Annotated in this window: 18 protein-coding genes and 1 tRNA gene; 7 read left to right on the top strand and 12 right to left on the bottom strand. The window is 70.5% G+C overall.

From position 1 onward, the window contains the following. Positions 1-168: 168 nt before the first annotated feature. A complete protein-coding gene (locus tag AB0I94_RS30225; protein ID WP_363312865.1) occupies positions 169-861 on the bottom strand; it encodes a pentapeptide repeat-containing protein in 693 nt (230 codons plus the stop codon). A 179-nt stretch (positions 862-1,040) separates the two neighbouring features. Here AB0I94_RS30225 and AB0I94_RS30220 point away from each other — a divergent pair, with 179 nt between their 5' ends. Beyond that, positions 1,041-2,237: an NAD(P)-binding protein gene (locus AB0I94_RS30220; protein ID WP_363312864.1), complete on the top strand. Its 1,197-nt coding sequence runs from the start codon at positions 1,041-1,043 to the stop codon at positions 2,235-2,237. A 75-nt stretch (positions 2,238-2,312) separates the two neighbouring features. Then, the gene (locus AB0I94_RS30215) at positions 2,313-3,335 is read left to right on the top strand and encodes a zinc-binding dehydrogenase (protein ID WP_363312863.1); all 1,023 of its coding nucleotides are present in this window, start codon (positions 2,313-2,315) and stop codon (positions 3,333-3,335) included. Between the two features lie 61 nt (positions 3,336-3,396). Here AB0I94_RS30215 and AB0I94_RS30210 read toward each other — a convergent pair whose 3' ends face one another. From AB0I94_RS30210 to AB0I94_RS30200, 3 genes are all read right to left on the bottom strand, one after another. Continuing rightward, positions 3,397-3,879, bottom strand: coding sequence for a GNAT family N-acetyltransferase (locus AB0I94_RS30210; protein ID WP_363312862.1), 483 nt, complete (start codon positions 3,877-3,879; stop codon positions 3,397-3,399). Between the two features lie 43 nt (positions 3,880-3,922). After that, positions 3,923-4,810 carry an aminoglycoside phosphotransferase family protein gene (locus AB0I94_RS30205; protein WP_363312861.1) on the bottom strand — a complete coding sequence of 296 codons (888 nt, stop codon included), beginning with the start codon at positions 4,808-4,810 and terminating at the stop codon, positions 3,923-3,925. 113 nt (positions 4,811-4,923) lie between these two features. Then, complete coding sequence (locus tag AB0I94_RS30200) at positions 4,924-5,685, bottom strand: thioredoxin domain-containing protein (protein ID WP_363312860.1); 762 nt, start codon at positions 5,683-5,685, stop codon at positions 4,924-4,926. Positions 5,686-5,810: 125 nt separating this feature from the next. Between AB0I94_RS30200 and AB0I94_RS30195 the strand changes: the two genes are divergently transcribed. Continuing rightward, the gene (locus AB0I94_RS30195; protein ID WP_363312859.1) at positions 5,811-7,214 is read left to right on the top strand and encodes an FAD-dependent oxidoreductase; all 1,404 of its coding nucleotides are present in this window, start codon (positions 5,811-5,813) and stop codon (positions 7,212-7,214) included. Positions 7,215-7,269: 55 nt separating this feature from the next. Here the strand turns inward: AB0I94_RS30195 and AB0I94_RS30190 are convergent. After that, a tRNA-Thr gene (locus AB0I94_RS30190) sits at positions 7,270-7,343 on the bottom strand. Positions 7,344-7,545: 202 nt separating this feature from the next. Here AB0I94_RS30190 and ugpC point away from each other — a divergent pair. From ugpC to AB0I94_RS30175, 3 genes are all read left to right on the top strand, one after another. After that, a complete protein-coding gene (gene ugpC, locus AB0I94_RS30185) occupies positions 7,546-8,682 on the top strand; it encodes a sn-glycerol-3-phosphate ABC transporter ATP-binding protein UgpC (protein ID WP_363312858.1) in 1,137 nt (378 codons plus the stop codon). Positions 8,683-8,928: 246 nt separating this feature from the next. Continuing rightward, on the top strand, positions 8,929-9,384 hold the full coding sequence (locus AB0I94_RS30180; RefSeq protein ID WP_363312857.1) for a hypothetical protein: 456 nt from the start codon (positions 8,929-8,931) through the stop codon (positions 9,382-9,384). A 76-nt stretch (positions 9,385-9,460) separates the two neighbouring features. After that, complete coding sequence (locus AB0I94_RS30175) at positions 9,461-10,183, top strand: nucleotidyltransferase family protein (protein WP_363312856.1); 723 nt, start codon at positions 9,461-9,463, stop codon at positions 10,181-10,183. A 128-nt stretch (positions 10,184-10,311) separates the two neighbouring features. Here AB0I94_RS30175 and AB0I94_RS30170 read toward each other — a convergent pair whose 3' ends face one another. The 7 genes from AB0I94_RS30170 to AB0I94_RS30140 form a co-directional block, all read right to left on the bottom strand. Beyond that, positions 10,312-11,952 carry a DoxX family protein gene (locus tag AB0I94_RS30170; protein WP_363312855.1) on the bottom strand — a complete coding sequence of 547 codons (1,641 nt, stop codon included), beginning with the start codon at positions 11,950-11,952 and terminating at the stop codon, positions 10,312-10,314. Positions 11,953-12,077: 125 nt separating this feature from the next. After that, positions 12,078-13,037 carry a 23S rRNA (guanosine(2251)-2'-O)-methyltransferase RlmB gene (gene rlmB, locus AB0I94_RS30165; RefSeq protein ID WP_363312854.1) on the bottom strand — a complete coding sequence of 320 codons (960 nt, stop codon included), beginning with the start codon at positions 13,035-13,037 and terminating at the stop codon, positions 12,078-12,080. 124 nt (positions 13,038-13,161) lie between these two features. After that, on the bottom strand, positions 13,162-14,562 hold the full coding sequence (gene cysS, locus AB0I94_RS30160; protein WP_363312853.1) for a cysteine--tRNA ligase: 1,401 nt from the start codon (positions 14,560-14,562) through the stop codon (positions 13,162-13,164). 91 nt (positions 14,563-14,653) lie between these two features. Continuing rightward, positions 14,654-15,058: a PPOX class F420-dependent oxidoreductase gene (locus AB0I94_RS30155; protein ID WP_363312852.1), complete on the bottom strand. Its 405-nt coding sequence runs from the start codon at positions 15,056-15,058 to the stop codon at positions 14,654-14,656. A 120-nt stretch (positions 15,059-15,178) separates the two neighbouring features. Further along, positions 15,179-15,685 carry a 2-C-methyl-D-erythritol 2,4-cyclodiphosphate synthase gene (ispF, locus tag AB0I94_RS30150; protein ID WP_363312851.1) on the bottom strand — a complete coding sequence of 169 codons (507 nt, stop codon included), beginning with the start codon at positions 15,683-15,685 and terminating at the stop codon, positions 15,179-15,181. Continuing rightward, a complete protein-coding gene (gene ispD / locus AB0I94_RS30145; RefSeq protein ID WP_363312850.1) occupies positions 15,675-16,412 on the bottom strand; it encodes a 2-C-methyl-D-erythritol 4-phosphate cytidylyltransferase in 738 nt (245 codons plus the stop codon). Before ispD ends, ispF begins: the two co-directional genes overlap by 11 nt. A 290-nt stretch (positions 16,413-16,702) precedes the next feature. Beyond that, positions 16,703-17,185 carry a CarD family transcriptional regulator gene (locus AB0I94_RS30140; protein WP_003953493.1) on the bottom strand — a complete coding sequence of 161 codons (483 nt, stop codon included), beginning with the start codon at positions 17,183-17,185 and terminating at the stop codon, positions 16,703-16,705. A 634-nt stretch (positions 17,186-17,819) separates the two neighbouring features. Here AB0I94_RS30140 and AB0I94_RS30135 point away from each other — a divergent pair. Next, positions 17,820-18,545 (top strand): DUF461 domain-containing protein, encoded by a 726-nt coding sequence (locus AB0I94_RS30135; RefSeq protein WP_363312849.1) that lies wholly within the window; start codon positions 17,820-17,822, stop codon positions 18,543-18,545. The last annotated feature ends 17 nt before the right edge of the window (positions 18,546-18,562 follow it).

Raw genomic sequence — 18,562 nt, 5'->3', positions numbered from 1 at the left:
GCGAGGACGGACATACCGGCGCGGCCCCGCCCCACACACGCACCGACACCGCAGTACGCACGCACCCCCAGCCAGGCCCCGCGCCCCCACCCAAGCCCCGCCCGCAGGGCCCCGCACCGCACCCCGCAGGGCCCCACCGCCCCACCGCCCCACCGCCAAAGCCGGACGCTAGTCCACCCGTACCCCCACCTGCGCAGCAAACGCCGGCGCCAAGTCCATCAGCTGCGACGCACTGATCACCGAACCCGCCAAGCAGTCGATCCCCCGCAGGATGTCCACCTCGGCCGCCTCCCGCAGGTCGACGTCCTTCATGCGGACCCCGCTGAAATCCGCTCCCTTCAGCACGCAGCCCACGAACTCCACCCGCTCGAGCACCGCCTGCCCGAAGTCAGGCTCCACCAGCACGCAGCCCTCGAAGACGACGTCCTTCAACCGCGCCTTCCGCAGGTTCAGATAGTCGATCTTCCCGCCCCGCACGACCACCCGCTCCAGCACGCCCCCGTGCAGCTGAACACCCCCCAGCCGCGCGTCCACCACCTCCACGTCCCGCAGCGAAGCCTCCGCCAGCTCCGTGCCGACCCCGCGCAGCTCCGTCAGCACGGAGTCCACGAACCGCGCCCGGCTGAGCCGTGTCTCCGTCACCCCGCAGCCCGTCACCGCACAGTCCAGGAACAGCGCGCCCCCGCCGTCCTGCCCCGCGAGATCGAGGCCCCGGAACTCGACCCCGTCGTAATCCCCGTCGGGCTCCAACTCACCCCCCTCGAAACTCCGCAGCGCGGGCAATCGCACCCCGGGCCGCCGAGCCTTCTTCACTCCTGCCGCGTCCCGCTGACCGCCCCGCTGACCGTCCCTCTGTCCCATGCCCCCATCGTGCACCCACCGACTGACAACACCGCCGCGCCCCGATGTCACATCCGGGACGCCCTCATCCGTCGTACCGAGAAAGGAGCACACGCCCACCCAAGCCACCCACTTCGACCAGACCGATCCCCCCCAACCACTCCCACCACCCCCACCACGACAAGGCAGGAGCCCACCCCATGCCCACCGACAGCAAGACCCTCAACCGCAAGACCCTCACCGTCATCGGCGGCGGCTTCGCCGGACTCACCGCGGCCATCACCGCCGCGGAGGCCGGCGCCCAGGTCACCGTCCACGAGGCCCACCACACCCTCGGCGGCCGAGCCCGCACCGCCGACGGCACGTACCGCACGAACGAAGGCCCGCACGCCCTCTACAACGGCGGCCCCCACTGGACCTGGCTCAAGCAGCGCGACCTCATCGGCCCCCTCGCCGCCATCCCGCCCATCGAGGGCACCCGGCTCCGCTTCCACCACCAGGGCGGGCTCCGCCGCACCCCGCCCCTGGCCATGCTGAAGCTGCTGCGCCGCAAGGCCGAACAGGCGCCCGTGGACACGGACTTCATGACGTGGGCCACCGGCGAGGTGGGCGCGGAAGGCGCACGCGCCGCCGCGCACTACATCGCCGTGGCGACGTTCCACCACGACCCCGGCTCCCTCTCCGCCAGGTTCGTGCACGAGCGCCTGCGCCGCTCCACGAAGCTGCCCCCGGAGGCGCACTATCCGTGCGGCGGCTGGGGTTCGGTCATCGATCGCATGGCGACATTCGCCTGGAACCTGGGCGTACGCGTCGAGACGCTGTCCCGCGTCGACTCCCTCGCCCCGCTCCGCGCCAAGGGCCCCGTCGTCGTCGCCACCTCCCTCCCCGGGGCCCGCCAACTCCTCCAGGACGACAGCCTCCGCTGGGACAGCGCCCGCACGACCCTCGTCGACGTGGCCCTCACGTCCCGCAAGGGCGACCCCTTCGCGATCTCCGACCTGGACGGGACCGGGTGGATCGAGCGGTTCACCACCCAGGACCGCAGCCTCGCCCCCGCGGGCCAGGAACTCATCCAGGGACAGATCCCGCTCTCCCCCGAGGAGTCCAAGGCGGACGGCGTGGCCCGCGCCGACCACCTCCTCGACCTCGGCTTCCCCGACTGGCGCGACCGCCTGCTCTGGCGCCGCGACGCCGTGTCCAACGGCCGCACCGGCGCGGTGGACCTGCCCGGCACCACCTGGCGCGACCGCCCGGCGATCGACCGCGGCGACGGCGTCTACCTGGCCGGAGACCAGGTCGCGGCGCCCGGCCTGCTCTCCGAGGTCTCCTTCAACAGCGCGCTGGAGGCGGTGACGCTCGCACTGACCCCCACAAGGGTTGACCTCAAGTCCGCTTGAGGTACGAGGGTGGTGGACGGAAGCCACCACCGAAAGCCACCACCGAAACCCACCCCCCTCCCCCAAGGAGCGAGCATGCACGCCATCCGCCTGCACACCTTCGGCCCCGCCGAACACCTCACGTACGAGGAGACCCCGGACCCGGCACCGGCCCCCGGCCAGGTCCGCATCAAGGTGACCGCGGCGGGCGTGCACCTCCTGGACACCGCGATCCGCTCCGGGATCAAGGGCCCGCTCCCCGAACTCCCCGAACTGCCCACGATCCCGGGCCGCGAGGTGGCGGGCACGGTCGACGCCCTCGGCGAGGGAGTCGACGAGAGCTGGCTCGGCAAGCGCGTGGTCGCCCACATCGGTTTCGCCCCCGGGGGATACGCCGAGCTCGCCGTCACGGAGGCGTCCCGCCTGCACGAGATCCCCGAAGACCTGGACGACGCGGAAGCCGTGGCCCTGATCGGCACGGGCCGTACGGCCTTGGGCATCCTGCAGTTCGCCGAGCTGACCCCCGAGTCCGTGGCCGTCGTCCCCGCGGCGGCGGGCGGCATCGGCACGCTCCTGGTGCAGTACGCCAAGCACGCGGGCGCCACGGTGATCGGCCTGGCCGGCGGCCCGGAGAAAACGGCCCGGGTCAGCGCGAACGGCGCGGACCTCGCCGTCGACTACAAGAACCCGGACTGGCCGGACGAGGTCCGCGCGTACCTGACGAAGCTCGGCGGCAGCGGCGTGCCGGGCGCCACCGTCGTCTTCGACGGAGTCGGCGGCGAGCCGGGCCGCGCCGCCGTGGACCTCCTCGCCCCCGGTGGCGCACACCTCATCTTCGGCTGGTCGGGCAAGGGCCTGCACGACGGCGAGCCCCTCATGTTCACCGACGAGCAGCTGGCCGCCCGCGGCATCACGCAACTCAACGTCCTGGGACCGGAGATGATGCGCAGGGCGGGCGGCGACAACCCGATCCGCACCCTGGAGCTCGCGGCGCTCACCGAAGCGACGAAGGGGCACTTCACCCCGGCGATCCAGCGCTACCCCCTGGCGCAGGCGGCAGCCGCCCACGCCGACCTGGAGAACCGCCGCACCACGGGCAAGGTGGTCCTGATCCCCTAGATCAGGCCTCCCTGAATCAGGCTTCCCTGGATCAGGCCTCCCTGGATCAAGCTTCCCTGGATCAAGCCGCAGCCGCCCCCAGCCCGGCCAACGCCCCATCGGTCAGCCGGTACACGGTCCACTCGTCCTGCGGCGACGCTCCCAGCGACTTGTAGAAGTTGATCGACGGCTCGTTCCAGTCGAGCACGGACCACTCCAGCCGCTCATAACCCCGCTCCACACAGATCCGCGCGAGCTCGGTCAGCAGTGCCTTGCCGTGCCCGCCACCGCGCGCCTCCGGCCGTACGTACAGGTCCTCCAAATAGATCCCGTGCACTCCGCGCCACGTGGAGAAGTTCAGGAACCACAGCGAGAACCCGACGACCTCTCCCGACGCGTCGTCCTCGGCGATGTGCGCGAACGCGGCGGGCCGCTCACCGAAGAGGGCGTCCCGCAACTGCTCCTCGGTGGCCCTGGCCTCGTCGAGGGCCTTCTCGTACTCGGCGAGGTCGCGGACCATGGCGTGGATGACGGGGACGTCGGCGGGCGTGGCATCACGAATCATGGCCGCAGGCTAACCAGTCCGCCCGCCGGGCCCAACCCGCGTCTCACGACCCGAGCAGCCGCCGCGCGACCTCCAGGTCCTCCTCGTCCGGCGACTCCCCGTCCTCGATGTCCCACAGCGCGTTCTGCAGCACCCGGGCCAAGGTCCAGGCGCGCGCCCGCTCCCGGTCCAATCCCAGCACCTCGCTCATCGCGTCGAACCGCCACAGCACGTCGTCCGCGTCGAAACGGTTGTTGAGCGCGGGCCACAGGTCGAACCCGGGATCCCCGGCCAGCGGCTTCGGGTCGATGGCGAGCCACGGCTCGCGCTCGGCCGCCAGGACGTTCTCGAAGTGCAGGTCCCAGTGCAGCAGCCGGTCACCGGGCTCCCCCATGACCTCGCGCATCGCGCCCCCACACCGCTCCACGAGCGCGCGCTCGACCGGATCGGGGATCGCCCTCAGGGCGTCCGGCAGGTCGTCGAGCATCTCCCCCGCGATGTCCTCGAGCCGCCGCATGCCCGCGGGCGCGGGCACGGAAGTGAGCCGGGCCAGCAGCTCGGCGATGACGAGCACCGCCTTGTGCGTGTCCTCCACCGACGACAACATCCGCGCGGAGTCCAGGCGTTCGAGCAGCATCGTGCCCGTCCGGTCGTCGTGATCCAGCAACCGCACCGCCCCGTCGCCGTCCCACACCCGGAGTCCGACCGGCTCCCCCTCGGTCTCCTCGTCCAGGAGCTGGAACTTGACCGCGGCGGGGGTGCCGTCGCGCCGCACCACCGGCAGCACGAGCGCCGCCATGCCGTGCATCGAGGGCCCGTCGATCCTCAGCTCCCACCGCTCGACGAACTCGGCCACGCGCGCGGGCAACGCCGCGATGAAGGCACGGCCCGGCTCCCCCGCGCACGCGTACTGCGACTCGATCAGCTCGTCCGGAACGCGAATGTCGATCACACCCGTGACGCTACCGGCGTGGGTGAATCACCGCATGGGATTATCCGGGCGACCCCTCAGACCCCCGAGGCACTGACAGTTCCCCGAAGCACTGTCCGTCCCCCGAGGCCCTGTCAGATCCCCGCGGCCTTGAGCTCCTTGGCGAACGCGTCCTGGTCGAACAGCGAGTCGGAGCCCGCCTTCTTGCCGTCGATGACGACGGTCGGCGTGCCCTGCATGCCGTCGTCGGTGAAGGACTGCATGGCCTCACCGACCCACTTCTTGTACGTCACCTTCCGCACGGCCTTGTCGAACTCGGCGCCCCGCAGCCCGTCCACCTTGTCGGCGATCTTCAACAGGAAGGCGGGCGTGTAGGCGTCCTCGGTCTCCCTCTCGGGCTGATTGGCGAAGACCGCCGCGTGGAACTCCGGGAACTTGCCCGCGTCTACCGAGGCCCGCAACGCGTTCGCCGCGTTCACCGAGCCACTGCCACCGAGGTTCTTGTCCAGGAACGAGGCGAGCGTGTACTCGACCTTCACCTTGCCCTCGGCCACCGGCTTCACCAACGCCTGCGCGCCCGTCTCCTCGAACTTCTTGCAGATCGGGCAGCGCGCGTCCTCGTACAGCTTGACCGTGTGCCCGGCCTTCGGGTCGCCGACCGTGATCACGCCGCCCTCCACCGTGGCGGGCACCTTCGCGAGCCCGTCGGTACCGGCCGGCGGCTCCTTCGCCTCCGGGCCGCCGGCGGACGCCGACTCCGAGGCCGACGCCTTGTCGTCGCTCCCGCCCGTGAGGTCCTCGGGCCCACAGGCGGCTGCGCCCCCGACGACGAGTGCGGTGGCGGCCACCGCGGCGACGATGCGCCCGGCCTTGCGCTCGGCCTTGCGTACGGCCATCTGAACAGTCCTCCTGAATCCGGGCACATGACGCTTCGACATCGCCACGTGCCGGATCAACGTATCGGAACGCCCGCCCCCACACCCCTCCCCAAAGCCCCCACCAGCGCAGTAACGTCCGGCGCATGAGCAGCACGATCAACGGCGGCATCTCGTACTGGTACGCGGACCACGGCATCCCGAGCCCCCGTGAGCCCCTGCCCGGCGACGAGAGTGCCGACGTCTGCATAGTCGGCGGCGGCTACACGGGCCTGTGGACCGCGTACTACCTGAAGAAGGCCGCCCCCTTCCTCCGCATCACCGTCCTGGAGCAGAAGTTCTGCGGCTACGGAGCCTCCGGCCGCAACGGCGGCTGGCTCTACAACGGCATCGCGGGCCGCGACCGCTACGCCCGCCTGCACGGCAAGGAAGCCGCGGTCCGCCTCCAAGAGGCGATGAACGACACGGTCGACGAGGTGATCCGCACCGCCGCCGCAGAACAGATCGACGCGGACATCCACCACGGCGGCGTACTCGAAGTCGCCTATACCCCGGCCCAGTTGGCCCGCCTGAAGGAGTTCCACGCCACAGAGCTCGCGTACGGCGAGAAGGACCGCACCCTGCACGGCGCACGGGAGACCGCCGACAGGGTGCGCGTGTCCGGCGCAGTCGGCTCCACCTGGACCCCGCACGGCGCACGCCTGCACCCGGTGAAGCTGGTGAAGGGCCTCGCGGCGGCGGTCGAAGCACTCGGCGTGACGATCCACGAATCGACGCCCGTCACGGAGATCAAGCCGAAACACGCCATCACCCCGTACGGCACGGTCCGCGCCCCCTACGTCCTGCGCTGCACGGAGGGGTTCACGGCCTCCCTCAAGGGCCAGCGCCGCACCTGGCTCCCCATGAACTCCTCGATGATCGCGACGGAACCGCTCACCGACGCCCAATGGGAGTCGATCGGCTGGGAGGGCCGCGAAACACTCGGCGACATGGCGCACGCGTACATGTACGCCCAGCGCACCGCGGACGGCCGCATCGCGCTCGGCGGTCGCGGAGTCCCCTACCGCTACGGCTCGAAAACGGATACCCCGGCAAACGCAGGCCGCACCCAACCGGCCACGATCGAGGCCCTGCGCGAAATCCTGACCCGCTTCTTCCCCCAGCTGGCCGGAGTGGAGGTGGCCCACGCCTGGTCCGGCGTACTCGGCGTCCCCCGCGACTGGTGCGCCACGGTCACCCTGGACCGCGCGACGGGCCTCGGCTGGGCGGGCGGCTACGTCGGCTCGGGCGTCACCACCGCCAACCTCGCGGCCCGCACCCTGCGCGACCTGGTCCAGCAGGACTCAGGGCAAGCAGGCCCCACGGACCTCACCACGCTCCCCTGGGTCAACCACAAGGTCCGCAAGTGGGAGCCGGAGCCGTTCCGCTGGCTCGGCGTCCAGGGCATGTACGCGACGTACCGCAGCGCCGACCGCCACGAACTGACGGCCCCGACCGCCGAGACCCCCCGCCTGGCCCGCATCGCGGACCGCCTGTCGGGGCGGCACTAGGGCCCGGGCCCTTCTGACAGATCCCCGTAAGAGAAGGGCCCTAGGGAGATTCAAGAGCCCCCTGTCGGATTCGAACCGACGACCTACGCATTACAAGTGCGTTGCTCTGGCCATCTGAGCTAAGGAGGCGTGCACCGAGGTGCCCGAGCAGTGTAACCAACGCCGCCCGTGCCCCCGTCGAAAATTATCTCGAAGCTCGCATGCGCAGGACTACTGACAGACCGGTCCCCCCCGGGGTACCGTCCGAGCAGTTCACTCAGGTGGACTACACCACTCCTCTCTTTACAACGGATCGTCCGGCACGTTCCTGCCGGTGAAGGGGGCCCTCACCATGGCCACTGTTTCGTTCGACAAGGCGACCCGCATCTACCCGGGTGGCGACAAGCCCGCCGTCGACCAGCTCCAGCTCGATGTCGCGGACGGCGAGTTCCTCGTTCTCGTCGGCCCGTCCGGCTGCGGAAAGTCCACCTCCCTGCGCATGCTCGCGGGCCTGGAGGACGTGAACGCCGGCGCCATCCGCATCGGTGAGCGTGATGTCACGCATCTGCCGCCCAAGGACCGGGACATCGCCATGGTGTTCCAGAACTACGCGCTGTACCCGCACATGACGGTCGCCGACAACATGGGCTTCGCCCTGAAGATCGCGGGCGTCAACAAGGCCGAGATCCGCCAGAAGGTCGAGGACGCGGCGAAGATCCTCGACCTCACCGACTACCTGGCCCGTAAGCCGAAGGCCCTCTCCGGTGGTCAGCGCCAGCGTGTGGCGATGGGGCGCGCCATCGTGCGTGAGCCGCAGGTGTTCCTCATGGACGAGCCGCTGTCGAACCTCGACGCCAAGCTCCGTGTGAGCACCCGTACGCAGATCGCGAGTCTTCAGCGCCGCCTCGGCATCACCACCGTGTACGTCACCCACGACCAGGTCGAGGCCATGACCATGGGCGACCGGGTGGCCGTACTGAAGGACGGTCTGCTCCAGCAGGTCGACTCGCCGCGCAACATGTACGACCGCCCGGTCAACCTCTTCGTCGCGGGCTTCATCGGCTCCCCCGCCATGAACCTCGTCGAGGTCCCGATCACCGACGGCGGCGTGAAGTTCGGCAACTCCGTCGTGCCGGTCAACCGCGAGGCGCTGTCCGCCGCGGCCGACAAGGGCGACCGCACGGTCACGGTCGGCGTCCGCCCGGAGCACTTCGACATCGTCGAGCAGGACGGCAGCACCGCGAAGTCTCTCTCCAAGGCGACCGAGGACGCTCCGGCGGGCCTCGCCGTCTCCGTGAACGTCGTCGAGGAGCTCGGCGCCGACGGGTACGTCTACGGCTCCGCGGAGGTCGGCGGCGAGCACAAGGACCTCGTGGTGCGCGTGAACGGCCGCAGGGTCCCGGAGAAGGGCACGCAACTGCACGTCGTGCCGCGTCCGGGCGAGCTGCACGTGTTCTCGACGTCGTCGGGCGAGCGCCTCACCGACTGACGACCGCCGCCTCACCAGCATCACAGGGCCCCGCACTCCGGTGCGGGGCCCTGTGCGTCCGCCCCACCGTCGGCCCGGTGTCGCCCCGCCGGGGCCCGGCGTCGCTCACGTTGTCGACAAATACCCCGGCAGACCGCCCATTTCGCCTCGGCCCCGTCAACACCGCTCCAGAAAAACCTCATTCTCCGTCGCTCGACCGAGTGACTAAATGTCGCCAAATCATCACCGAGCGCTACGCTCACTCGCGTGACGCACTCCGCCAACTACACCCAGAAGCCGCGCCGAGCCCACCGAGGCCCCGCCCGACGCATCGGCCGCACGCTCGCCCTCGTCCTGCCCGTGATGCTGGTGCTCTCCGGGACCCTCGCGGTCACCAGCGTCAACTGGTCCGGGAACTCCTCGGATTCGATGCTCACCGCATCCGCCGACGACCTCTCCGTACCGGCCAAGTCCCGCGCACCGCAGGACGTCCTGCGCGACCGGCTTCTCCTGGAGCTCCAGGAGAAGAACCCCGGCGTCGCGCTCACCCACCTCCAGCAGGAGGTGAACCGTCACCCGTCGCTCGCCAAGCACTGCGTCGCCATCGCCCGTGCACTCGGCCGCGCGGCCGTCCGGGCGTACGGCCCGACACGCGCCCAGTCGTATGCCCGCCCGGTCTGCGACACGTCCTTCGCGTCGGGCGTCGCCGCGCAGTCGTCCTGAGCGGTCCTGAGCCGTCCGGAGACTGAGGGCAGGGGTCAGGGGCACAGCCGCGCGGCGTCCGCATATCGTGCGGTGCATGACCTCTGACCCGCACCCTGTCCAAGCCGTCGTCCTGGCCGGAGGCCAAGGCTCGCGCCTCCGGCCGTACACCGACGACCGGCCCAAGCCGATGGTCGAGATCCCCGGCACGGGGACCCCGATCATCGGCCATCAGCTTTCCTGGCTGGCGGCCGAGGGCGTGACGGACGCGGTGGTCTCCTGCGGTCATCTCGCCGAAGTGCTCCAGGAGTGGCTGGACTCGGCCGACCTGCCCCTGAACGTCACCACGGTCGTCGAGAGCCAACCGCTGGGCCGCGGCGGCGGTCTGAAGTACGCCGCCCGCCACCTCCCGCACGCGGACCGGCCCTGGTACGCGACGAACGGCGACATCTGGACCCGTTTCTCGCTGCGTGACATGGCGGCCTTCCACGCCGAGCGCGACGCCACCGCGACCCTCGCCCTGGCCCGCCCCCGCATTCCGTGGGGCGCCGTCGAGACGGACGCGTTCGGCCACATCACGGACTTCATCGAGTCCCCGCCGTCCCCGTACCTGATCAACGCGGGCGTGTACGTCTTCTCCTCCTCCTTCACCGCGCTGCTGCCCGACCGCGGCGACCACGAGCGCACCACGTTCCCCCGCCTGGCCCGCGAGAAGAGCCTGGCGGGCTTCCCGCTGCCGCAGGGCGCGTACTGGCGGGCGATCGACACCGCGAAGGACCTCACCGAAGCAGCCAAGGAGCTCGCGGCACAGAGCGGTTGAGAGCCTTTCGACCGAGAGTTTCACGACTGAGACCGAGAGCCTTTCGACGCGTACGCCGACGGGGCCCCGCACAGTGTCTGTGCGGGGCCCCGAAGCGTACGGGCGGGCAGGTCGCGCAGTCGCCCGGCCTAGCCGAGCAGGCCGCCCACCAGTCGGTCGTTGCCGCCGCCGCCCGTGCTGCCGCCGCTCGCGCCGCCCTCGGGCGCTGCGCCGCCACTGCCGCCGCTCGACGTGGGTCCCGCGGTCGCCGACGACGGAGGCTGCTGGGGCGAGGACTGCTGGGGCGGCGCCTGACCGGTGGTGCCCTGCGTCTGGCTGGGCTGCCCCTGGCCCGCGCCCGTGCCCGCGGTCTCGCGCGCCGCGCCCGGGGTGGTCGCCGCGGCGCCCTGCGTGGGGCTCGCGGAACTCCCCTGCGTCGGCGCCCCGGACCCGGGGGCCGTGGGGCTCTGCGACTCGCTCTGGCGCTGCCGCTGCTTTTTCCCGGGCTCCTCGGGGAGCGGTGAGCCCGGCAGTTCGTTGCGCGGGGCCTCGCCGGGTCCCGGCACGGTCACGCGGTCGGCATCGCGCACCGCGCCGCCGAGCAGCGAACCGATCAGCAGCGTGAGCCCGACGACGAGCGCCCCGACGAGCGCCCCGCGCCGCAGCACGCGGCGCCGCAGCTCCCAGATGTCCACGCGCGGCCCGAGCGTCCGCCAGGCCTCACCGGCCAGGCGTCCGTCGACGGAGTAGACGGGCGCGCCCGCGATGATCAGCGGCGACCATGCGGCCAGGTAGATGATGTCCGGCGCGTCGTAGGCGGGGACGGTCTTCCAGCTGACGGTGACGATGAGCGCCGCGGACAGGAGGACGCCGACGCCGGCCGCGACCCGCTGCCAGAGCCCGAGCACCGTGAGCACGCCGACGATGATCTGCAGGAAGGCGATGAAGAGCCCGGCGCCCACCGGGTGCGAGAGGGCGAAGTCGCGCAGCGGCTCGGCGAGGGCCCAGGGGTGCAGCGAGTTGAGCCACTTGACCATGGAGCCGCGGTCGCCGCCGTCGAAGTACACGGGGTCGCAGAGCTTGCCCATGCCGGCGTAGATGGAGATGAAGCCGAGGAAGACGCGCAGCGGAAGCAGCACGACGCCGAGGTTCATGCGCCGGCCGGGGTAGTAGGCGTGGCGCACCGGGTCGGACCCTTGGCGCCGCGCGGCCCGGCGGTCACCCTCGTCGTCGAAGTCGTCGTCGAACTCTTCGTCTTCGTAAGGGAGTTGTTCGTCGAGGTCGCTCTCCGGCATCGGCATGCGCGGGATGAGCCGGGTCTCGGAGCCGGGGTGGCGAGGACCGATGACGGCAGGCGTGGCCTGCGTACTCTCGAGGTCGTCGTCGACGTCGATGCGGGGAATGACCTGCGTGGCACCTCCGTCGTCGTAGGAGGAGCCGCCGACCTCGGCCGAATGACGCACGCCGGTGCCGCGCACCGCCTGCAGGAGTCCGGTGGCTCCGGGGTCGCCCGGCTCGGACTTCCCGCTCCAGACGACGGGCGTGCGGCGCCGTGCGGCCGAGCCGGCTGCGGGGATGCGCACGGTGTCATCGGCATTTCTCAAGTGCCGTGCGATACGCGGGGATTGGGTCCGCTGCGCGGTGGGGAGCTGCACGCGGAAGCTCGCGTGGTTCACGATGACCTGGGCCGGGTCGCTCGGCACCTTCACCATGCTCAGCGCGGGAGCTTCGTCGAACCCTGACGAGCTTCCCCCCGTGGGATTGCGGGGCGTTCTGGTGTCCACACTCATCTAACCGAGTGATGTGTGTTTAGGACACTGCCTTGACCGTGCGGAAATGTCCGGACCGCGTCAAGATCTACGCCGGATGCCGGCCGGCCCGCGGAATCCGGGCCGGCCGACGTCCGGGGTGACGGCTAACTCCGGCGCCGGGACGCCTCGTAGAGCACGACGCCGGCCGCGACACCGGCGTTCAGGGACTCCGTGCCGCCCGGCATGGGAATCCGCACGCGGTAGTCGCAGGTCTCGCCGACGAGGCGCGAGAGGCCCTTGCCCTCGCTGCCGACGACGATGACGACGGGACCGGAGAGCGCCTCCAGGTCGCCGACCTTGTGCTCGCCGTCCGCCGCGAGGCCGACGATCGCGAGCCCGGCCTTCTTGTACGACTCCAGGACGCGGGTCAGGTTCGTGGCCCGCGCCACCGGCGTGCGCGCCGCGGCACCGGCGGCCGTCTTCCAGGCACCGGCGGTCATCCCGGCGGCACGCCGCTCGGGAACCACGACGCCGTGCCCGCCGAAGGCGGAGGCCGAACGCACCACGGCGCCCAGGTTCCGCGGGTCCGTCACGCCGTCGAGCGCGACGATCAGCGGGTCCTCACCCTGGTCGTACGCGGCGGCCGCGAGCTCCTCGGGGTGCGCGTACTCGTAGGGCGGCACCTGGAGCACGAGCCCCTGGTGGTTGAGCCCGTTGGTCATGCGGTCCAGCTCGGGGCGCGGGGCCTCCATGAGGTGGATGCCGCCCCGCTCACCGGCGATCTGCAGCGCCTCGCGGACGCGCTCGTCGTTGTCGATGAACTGCTGGACGTAGAGCATCGAGGCCGGCACGCCCTCGCGCAGCGCCTCGACGACGGAGTTGCGCCCGACGACCATCTCGGAGGTGCCCTTGCCGCGGCCCTTCACGGCGCCGGGACGGCGCCCGCCACCGGGGCCACCGGCGGACTTCTTGGCCACGGCGCTGGCGATGCGGTTCTTCTTGTGTCCCTTGCGTGCCTCGGCGGGCGGCGTCGGGCCCTTGCCCTCAAGGCCGCGGCGTCGATTTCCGCCGCTGCCGACCTGCGCGCCCTTCTTGCCGGACATGCGGCGGTTGTTAGCGGCCATGACCTACCTGTCTCTGTGTTGCGTGCGGCTGCCTGCGTGCTGCATGGCTGCCCACTGCGTGACTGCGTACGTATATGAAGTGTGCCGCCCGGGTCGCCGGGCGGCACATCGCGAGGTCAGACGCTCAGCGCGGGCCGAGAGTCCACCGCGGTCCGGTCGGGCCGTCCTCGATGACGAGTCCGGACTGGTTGAGCTGGTCGCGGATGGCGTCGGCGGTGGCCCAGTCCTTGCGGCCACGCGCGGCCTCCCGCTGCTGGAGCACGAGGCGCACGAGGGTGTCGACGACTCCGTGGAGGTCTTCTCCGCGGTCGCCCTCGCCGTCCCACAGCGGGTCGAGCGGGTCGAGGCCGAGGACGCCCAGCATGGCCCGCACCTCGGCGAGCCGCTCCACCGCGGCTTCCTTGTCGTCGGCGGCGAGGGCGGAATTTCCCTGCCGGACCGTCGTGTGCACGATCGCGAGGGCCTGCGGGACGCCCAGGTCGTCGTCCATCGCGTCCGCGAAGGCGGGCGGCACGTCGGCCGCTGGCTCCACGACGCCACCGGCCTTCTCCACCACGCGCTGCACGAAGCCCTCGATCCGCGCGAACGCGGACTCCGCCTCGCGCAGGGCCTCCTCGCTGTACTCGATCATGGAGCGGTAGTGCGGGGTGCCCAGGTAGTAGCGCAGGACGATCGGGCGCCACTTCTTGACCATCTCGGACACGAGGACCGAGTTGCCGAGCGACTTCGACATCTTCTCGCCGCTCATGGTGACCCAGCCGTTGTGCACCCAGTACCGCGCGAACGCGTCGCCGAAGGCCTTGGCCTGCGCGATCTCGTTCTCGTGGTGCGGGAAGATCAGGTCGATGCCGCCGCCGTGGATGTCGAACTCACGGCCGAGGTACTTGTGGGCCATCGCCGAGCACTCCAGGTGCCAGCCCGGGCGGCCTCGGCCCCAGGGGGTCTCCCAGCTGGGCTCCCCTTCCTTGGCCGTCTTCCACATGGCGAAGTCGCGCGGGTCGCGCTTGCCGGTCTCGCCCTCGCTCTCGGGCTGCAAGAGGTTGTCCAGCTCCTGGTTGGACAGCTCCAGATAGCCCGGGAAGGACTTGACGTCGAAGTAGACGTTGCCCTCCGACTCGTACGCGTGGCCGCGCTCGATCAGGCCGCGCATCATCTCGACCATCTCGGTGATGTGCCCGGTGGCGCGCGGCTCGTACGTGGGCGGGAGGCAGCCGAGGGCGTCGTAGCCGTCGTTGAAGGCGCGCTCGTTCTCGTACCCGATCGACCACCACGGGCGGCCCTGCTCGGCCGACTTCCGGATGATCTTGTCGTCAATGTCCGTGACGTTCCGGATGAACGTGACGTCGTATCCGCGGTGGGCGAACCAGCGGCGCATGATGTCGAAGTTGAGCCCCGACCGGATGTGGCCGATGTGCGGGGCCGCCTGCACCGTCGCACCGCACAGGTAGATCGAGACACAACCGTCGATGAGCGGGCTGAAGTCTCGGATCTGCCGGGCGCTGGTGTCGTACAGGCGAATCGTCACCACTCCAGGGTAGTGGTCGCGGGACAGTGCCCTGTGACCTCCCGGGTCAACAGGGCACGGAACTGTGTCATGGGCGGGCGCGCACCGGGCGTCAGATCCTGCCGACGACCTTGCGCGGAGTGACGCGGACGACGACGCGGGGCTCGTCGTTCCCGGAGGACGGGTTGAACTCCGCGTACTTGAGGCCGGTGTACTTCAGCGCCAGCTCGTCGATGAGCTCCTGCCCGCCCTCGGTGGTCATCGTCGCCTCGCCGCGGATCTCGGCGTACGTGTACGGGGCGTCGAAGGGCTGGAGGAGCACCGTCACGCGCGGGTCGCGGCGCAGGTTCTTCTCCTTGCGGCGGCCCAGCGTGGTGGAGAAGAGCAGGTCGTCGCCGTCGCGCTTCACCCAGACCGGTGAGACCTGGGGGCTGCCGTCGGGCTGGATCGTGGCGACGGAGATGAAGACGGCGGTGTCGAGCAGGGCCTTGAGCTTGTCGGACAGTTCGGCGGACATGAGGTCGCCTCTCTCGTACGTGGGTGGCTGTCGCTGTTCCGATGTCGGGATGCCTTCCCGATACTCCTCCAACGCACCCCGCCGCAGCGGGATTTCGCCACCCCGTCGCCGGTACGCCGGTCAGTGCGCCCGCACGACCAGCGCCGTCGCGATCGCGGCGAGCCCCTCGGCGCGGCCGGTGAGACCGAGTCCGTCGGTCGTCGTGCCGGACACGGCGACCGGGGCGCCCGCGGCGGCGCTCAGCGTCTTCTGCGCCTCGTCACGCCGCTTGCCGACCTTGGGGCGTACGCCGATGACCTGGACGGCGATGTTGCCGATCACGAAGCCTTCGGCGCGCACGATCCTGGCCGCCTCGGCGAGCAGCGTCACTCCGGAGGCGCCGGACCACTGGGGCCTGCCGGTGCCGAAGTGCGCGCCGAGGTCGCCGATGCCGGCGGCGGAGAACAGGGCGTCGCAGGCTGCGTGCGCGGCCACGTCACCGTCCGAGTGCCCGGCGAGGCCCGCGCTCTCGCCCTCCCAGAGGAGCCCGGCACACCACAGCTCGCGCCCTTCCTCGAAGGCGTGCACGTCGGTGCCGATGCCGACCTGCGGGAGGCGGATCCGCTGGGCCCGGTCCTCAGAAGCCATCGTTGGCCCTCCTTCGGGCGAGCACGGCTTCGGCGAGGACGAGGTCCAGGGGCCGCGTGACCTTGAAGGCCTCTTCGTGGCCGGGCACGACGACGACCTGGAGGCCCAGCTGCTCGACCATGCTGGCGTCGTCCGTGACGTTGTCGCTGACGGTCGCGTGGGCGCGTACGAGGGTGTCGCGGTCGAAGCCCTGCGGGGTCTGCACGGCGCGCAGGCGGGCCCGCTCGGGCGTGGCCACCACGGGCTCGGGCCGGCCCGGTTCCTTGGGGTCACCCGGCTCGACCTGCTTGACGGTGTCGGTCAGGGGCAGCGCGGGGACGACGGCGGGGGCGCCCTCGCGTACGGCCTCGATGACGCCGTCGACGGTGTCGACGGGAACCAGCGGGCGGGCCGCGTCGTGCACCAGGACGACGCCGATGCCGTCCGGCAGGGCGTCGAGGCCGAGCTTCACGGACTCCTGGCGGGTTTCGCCGCCGGGGACCACGACGAAGTCGGTGCGTTCGGGCAGCGCGTGGTCGGCCAGGAGAGACTTGACCTCGGCGGCGTCCTCCGGCGGGGCCACGACGACGACGAGCGAGACGGCGCGGGAGGCGGCCATGGCCCGTACGGCGTGGATGAGCATGGGCGTGCCGTTCAGCGCGCGGAGCGCCTTGGGGGCGCCCGGGCCGAGCCGTACGCCGCGTCCGGCTGCGGGGATCACGACCGCGGTGCGGGATTCCTCAGACATCGCTTCCGTTCAGGTTTGTGTGCTCGGGAGGGCTGGGTATGGCCTTGGCAGAGTGCCGGGCGCGAGCCTTGACCGGACCCTTCCGTGACATCTGGTCGAGTCGGCGGCCCGGCACACACACGCACACCAGCAGCACCGAGTACGACGCGAGTACGAAACGTCAAGGATTACGCCTGAGCAGGCTGGGCAGGTCTGGGTACGAACATGCCGCAGCGCCCGGCGACACCATGAGGGTCAGCGGGCACCGCGGCATTTCTGGCGCCAAGACGTGTGCGTATGTCAGGACGCGATCAGGACGCGAGGACCTCGTCAAGCAGGGCCTCGGCCTTGTCCTCGTTCGTGTTCTCCGCGAGGGCGAGCTCGCTCACCAGGATCTGGCGAGCCTTGGCGAGCATGCGCTTCTCACCCGCGGACAGTCCGCGCTCACGCTCACGACGCCACAGGTCACGCACGACTTCCGCGACCTTGATGACATCGCCCGATGCGAGCTTCTCGAGATTTGCCTTGTAGCGACGGGACCAGTTCGTCGGCTCTTCGGCGTACGGCGCGCGCAGCACTTCGAAGACCCGGTCGAGCCCGTCCTGACCAACCACATCACGCACGCCGACGAACTCCGCATTGTCCGCAGGCACACGTACCGTCAGATCGCCCTGAGCGACCTTCAGCACCAAGTAGGTCTTGTCCACGCCTTTGATCTGGCGAGTCTCAATGGCCTCGATCAGCGCGGCCCCGTGATGGGGATAGACCACGGTGTCGCCAACCTTGAACGTCATGTGACAGGTACCCCTTCCGTGGCTATCCATCCTAACACGAGAATCGCCTCTTCTGAATGGCGTTTTCGCAGGTCAGGGCATATCTCGGGGCTTGACAACAGCAACAGGAACGTGCTGCGAAGGGCTTCCGGAGCGAGGTATTCGCAGGTCGGAGCGGCTCTTCAGGGAAGCGGAAACATGCCCGTCACACCCCCTCCGAGAGCGCTCCACCAGGCTGAACGTCCCGGTTTGCCGGATTCCAAGCGGTGAACTTCCGCTACTCCGTTCGGCGTCCGGAGAGACACGCGAGCCGTCGTTCGACGTGAATCCGGAATTGATCAAGCGCCCTGGTGATCAATTCCCGGACTTCCCGGATCGCCATGCATTTCTTACCGAAAATCCGCGGGACCAGCCGTGATGACTCTTGACGGCGCTTAACTCAATGGTGAACGTGGGGCCAATGGAACGGACGTGACGGCAGGGTTGTGTGCGACGACACACGAGCCGCGGGAGAGCGGCTCACCGCCCGTAGGGGCGGGTCGGGTGCGGTGTCGCGGGAACGGCTCGGTAACCTAAGCCCGCTGACACACACTTAGGGCGGCTTCACGGCCGCCCGCCCTCCCGTTCCGCCCTCGTTCAAGGAGTTGCCGCCGCCGTGAGCCGCAGCCTTCGACGTGGCGCCATCGCCGCCACCGCCATCGCGTTCTCGCTCGCGTCGCTCGCCGCGTGCGGCGCCGGTAACAACGCCCAGACACACGAGATCAAGCCGGACAACGCCGCGACCGCCGTCGGCGACATCAAGATCCAGAACGCCATGGTGATCACCCAGCCCGACCTGAAGTCGACGGGCCCCGCGGTGATCGCCGCCACGATCTTCAACGACGGCAGCACCGACCAGACGCTGGACGAGATCGCGGTCGACGGCACCGGCAAGAAGGCCAAGATCACGCCGGCCAAGGACGACAAGACCTCCAAGCGGGGCGGTTCGCTGACCATCCCCGCGGGCGGCTCGGTCGTCATCGGCGGCAAGGACAACGCCACCGCGGTCCTGCCCAGCAGCCGTGAGGCCGTCAAGGACGGCAACGCGCAGCCGGTCACCTTCGCCTTCAGCGAGACCGGCGACGTGAAGATGAAGACCTTCGTCGTGCCGGCCGAGAGCTACTTCAAGAAGTGGGGCCCGGCCGAGGTGCCCGAGGCGCCGGACTCGAAGCCCTCCAACGAGCCGTCCGGCAGCGCGTCGGCCGACCCTTCGGGCTCGCCCTCCTCGAACTCCTCGGGCACGCCCGCCGACGGCGCGAACACCGAACCGTCCGGCGCGGCCTCGTCGCCGGCCGGGGGCGGCGCGCAGTCGCACGGCGCGGGTGACGCCGCCGAGCACTGATCGACGTACGTACGCCT

Origin of the sequence: Streptomyces sp. NPDC050147 (assembly GCF_040660195.1) — a bacterium.
In the GTDB taxonomy this organism is placed as follows: Bacteria; Actinomycetota; Actinomycetes; order Streptomycetales; family Streptomycetaceae; genus Streptomyces.
Note: the sequence above shows the minus strand (reverse complement) of the source record. Positions and strands in the feature narration are given on the sequence as shown.

Coding starts and splice junctions, on each gene's coding strand:
- AB0I94_RS30225 (WP_363312865.1), bottom strand. CDS start 861: ATGGGACAGAGGGACGGTCAGCGGGGCGGTCAGCGGGACGCGGCAGGA.
- AB0I94_RS30220 (WP_363312864.1), top strand. CDS start 1,041: ATGCCCACCGACAGCAAGACCCTCAACCGCAAGACCCTCACCGTCATC.
- AB0I94_RS30215 (WP_363312863.1), top strand. CDS start 2,313: ATGCACGCCATCCGCCTGCACACCTTCGGCCCCGCCGAACACCTCACG.
- AB0I94_RS30210 (WP_363312862.1), bottom strand. CDS start 3,879: ATGATTCGTGATGCCACGCCCGCCGACGTCCCCGTCATCCACGCCATG.
- AB0I94_RS30200 (WP_363312860.1), bottom strand. CDS start 5,685: ATGGCCGTACGCAAGGCCGAGCGCAAGGCCGGGCGCATCGTCGCCGCG.
- AB0I94_RS30195 (WP_363312859.1), top strand. CDS start 5,811: ATGAGCAGCACGATCAACGGCGGCATCTCGTACTGGTACGCGGACCAC.
- ugpC (WP_363312858.1), top strand. CDS start 7,546: ATGGCCACTGTTTCGTTCGACAAGGCGACCCGCATCTACCCGGGTGGC.
- AB0I94_RS30175 (WP_363312856.1), top strand. CDS start 9,461: ATGACCTCTGACCCGCACCCTGTCCAAGCCGTCGTCCTGGCCGGAGGC.
- AB0I94_RS30170 (WP_363312855.1), bottom strand. CDS start 11,952: ATGAGTGTGGACACCAGAACGCCCCGCAATCCCACGGGGGGAAGCTCG.
- rlmB (WP_363312854.1), bottom strand. CDS start 13,037: ATGGCCGCTAACAACCGCCGCATGTCCGGCAAGAAGGGCGCGCAGGTC.
- AB0I94_RS30155 (WP_363312852.1), bottom strand. CDS start 15,058: ATGTCCGCCGAACTGTCCGACAAGCTCAAGGCCCTGCTCGACACCGCC.
- ispF (WP_363312851.1), bottom strand. CDS start 15,685: ATGGCTTCTGAGGACCGGGCCCAGCGGATCCGCCTCCCGCAGGTCGGC.
- ispD (WP_363312850.1), bottom strand. CDS start 16,412: ATGTCTGAGGAATCCCGCACCGCGGTCGTGATCCCCGCAGCCGGACGC.
- AB0I94_RS30140 (WP_003953493.1), bottom strand. CDS start 17,185: ATGACGTTCAAGGTTGGCGACACCGTGGTCTATCCCCATCACGGGGCC.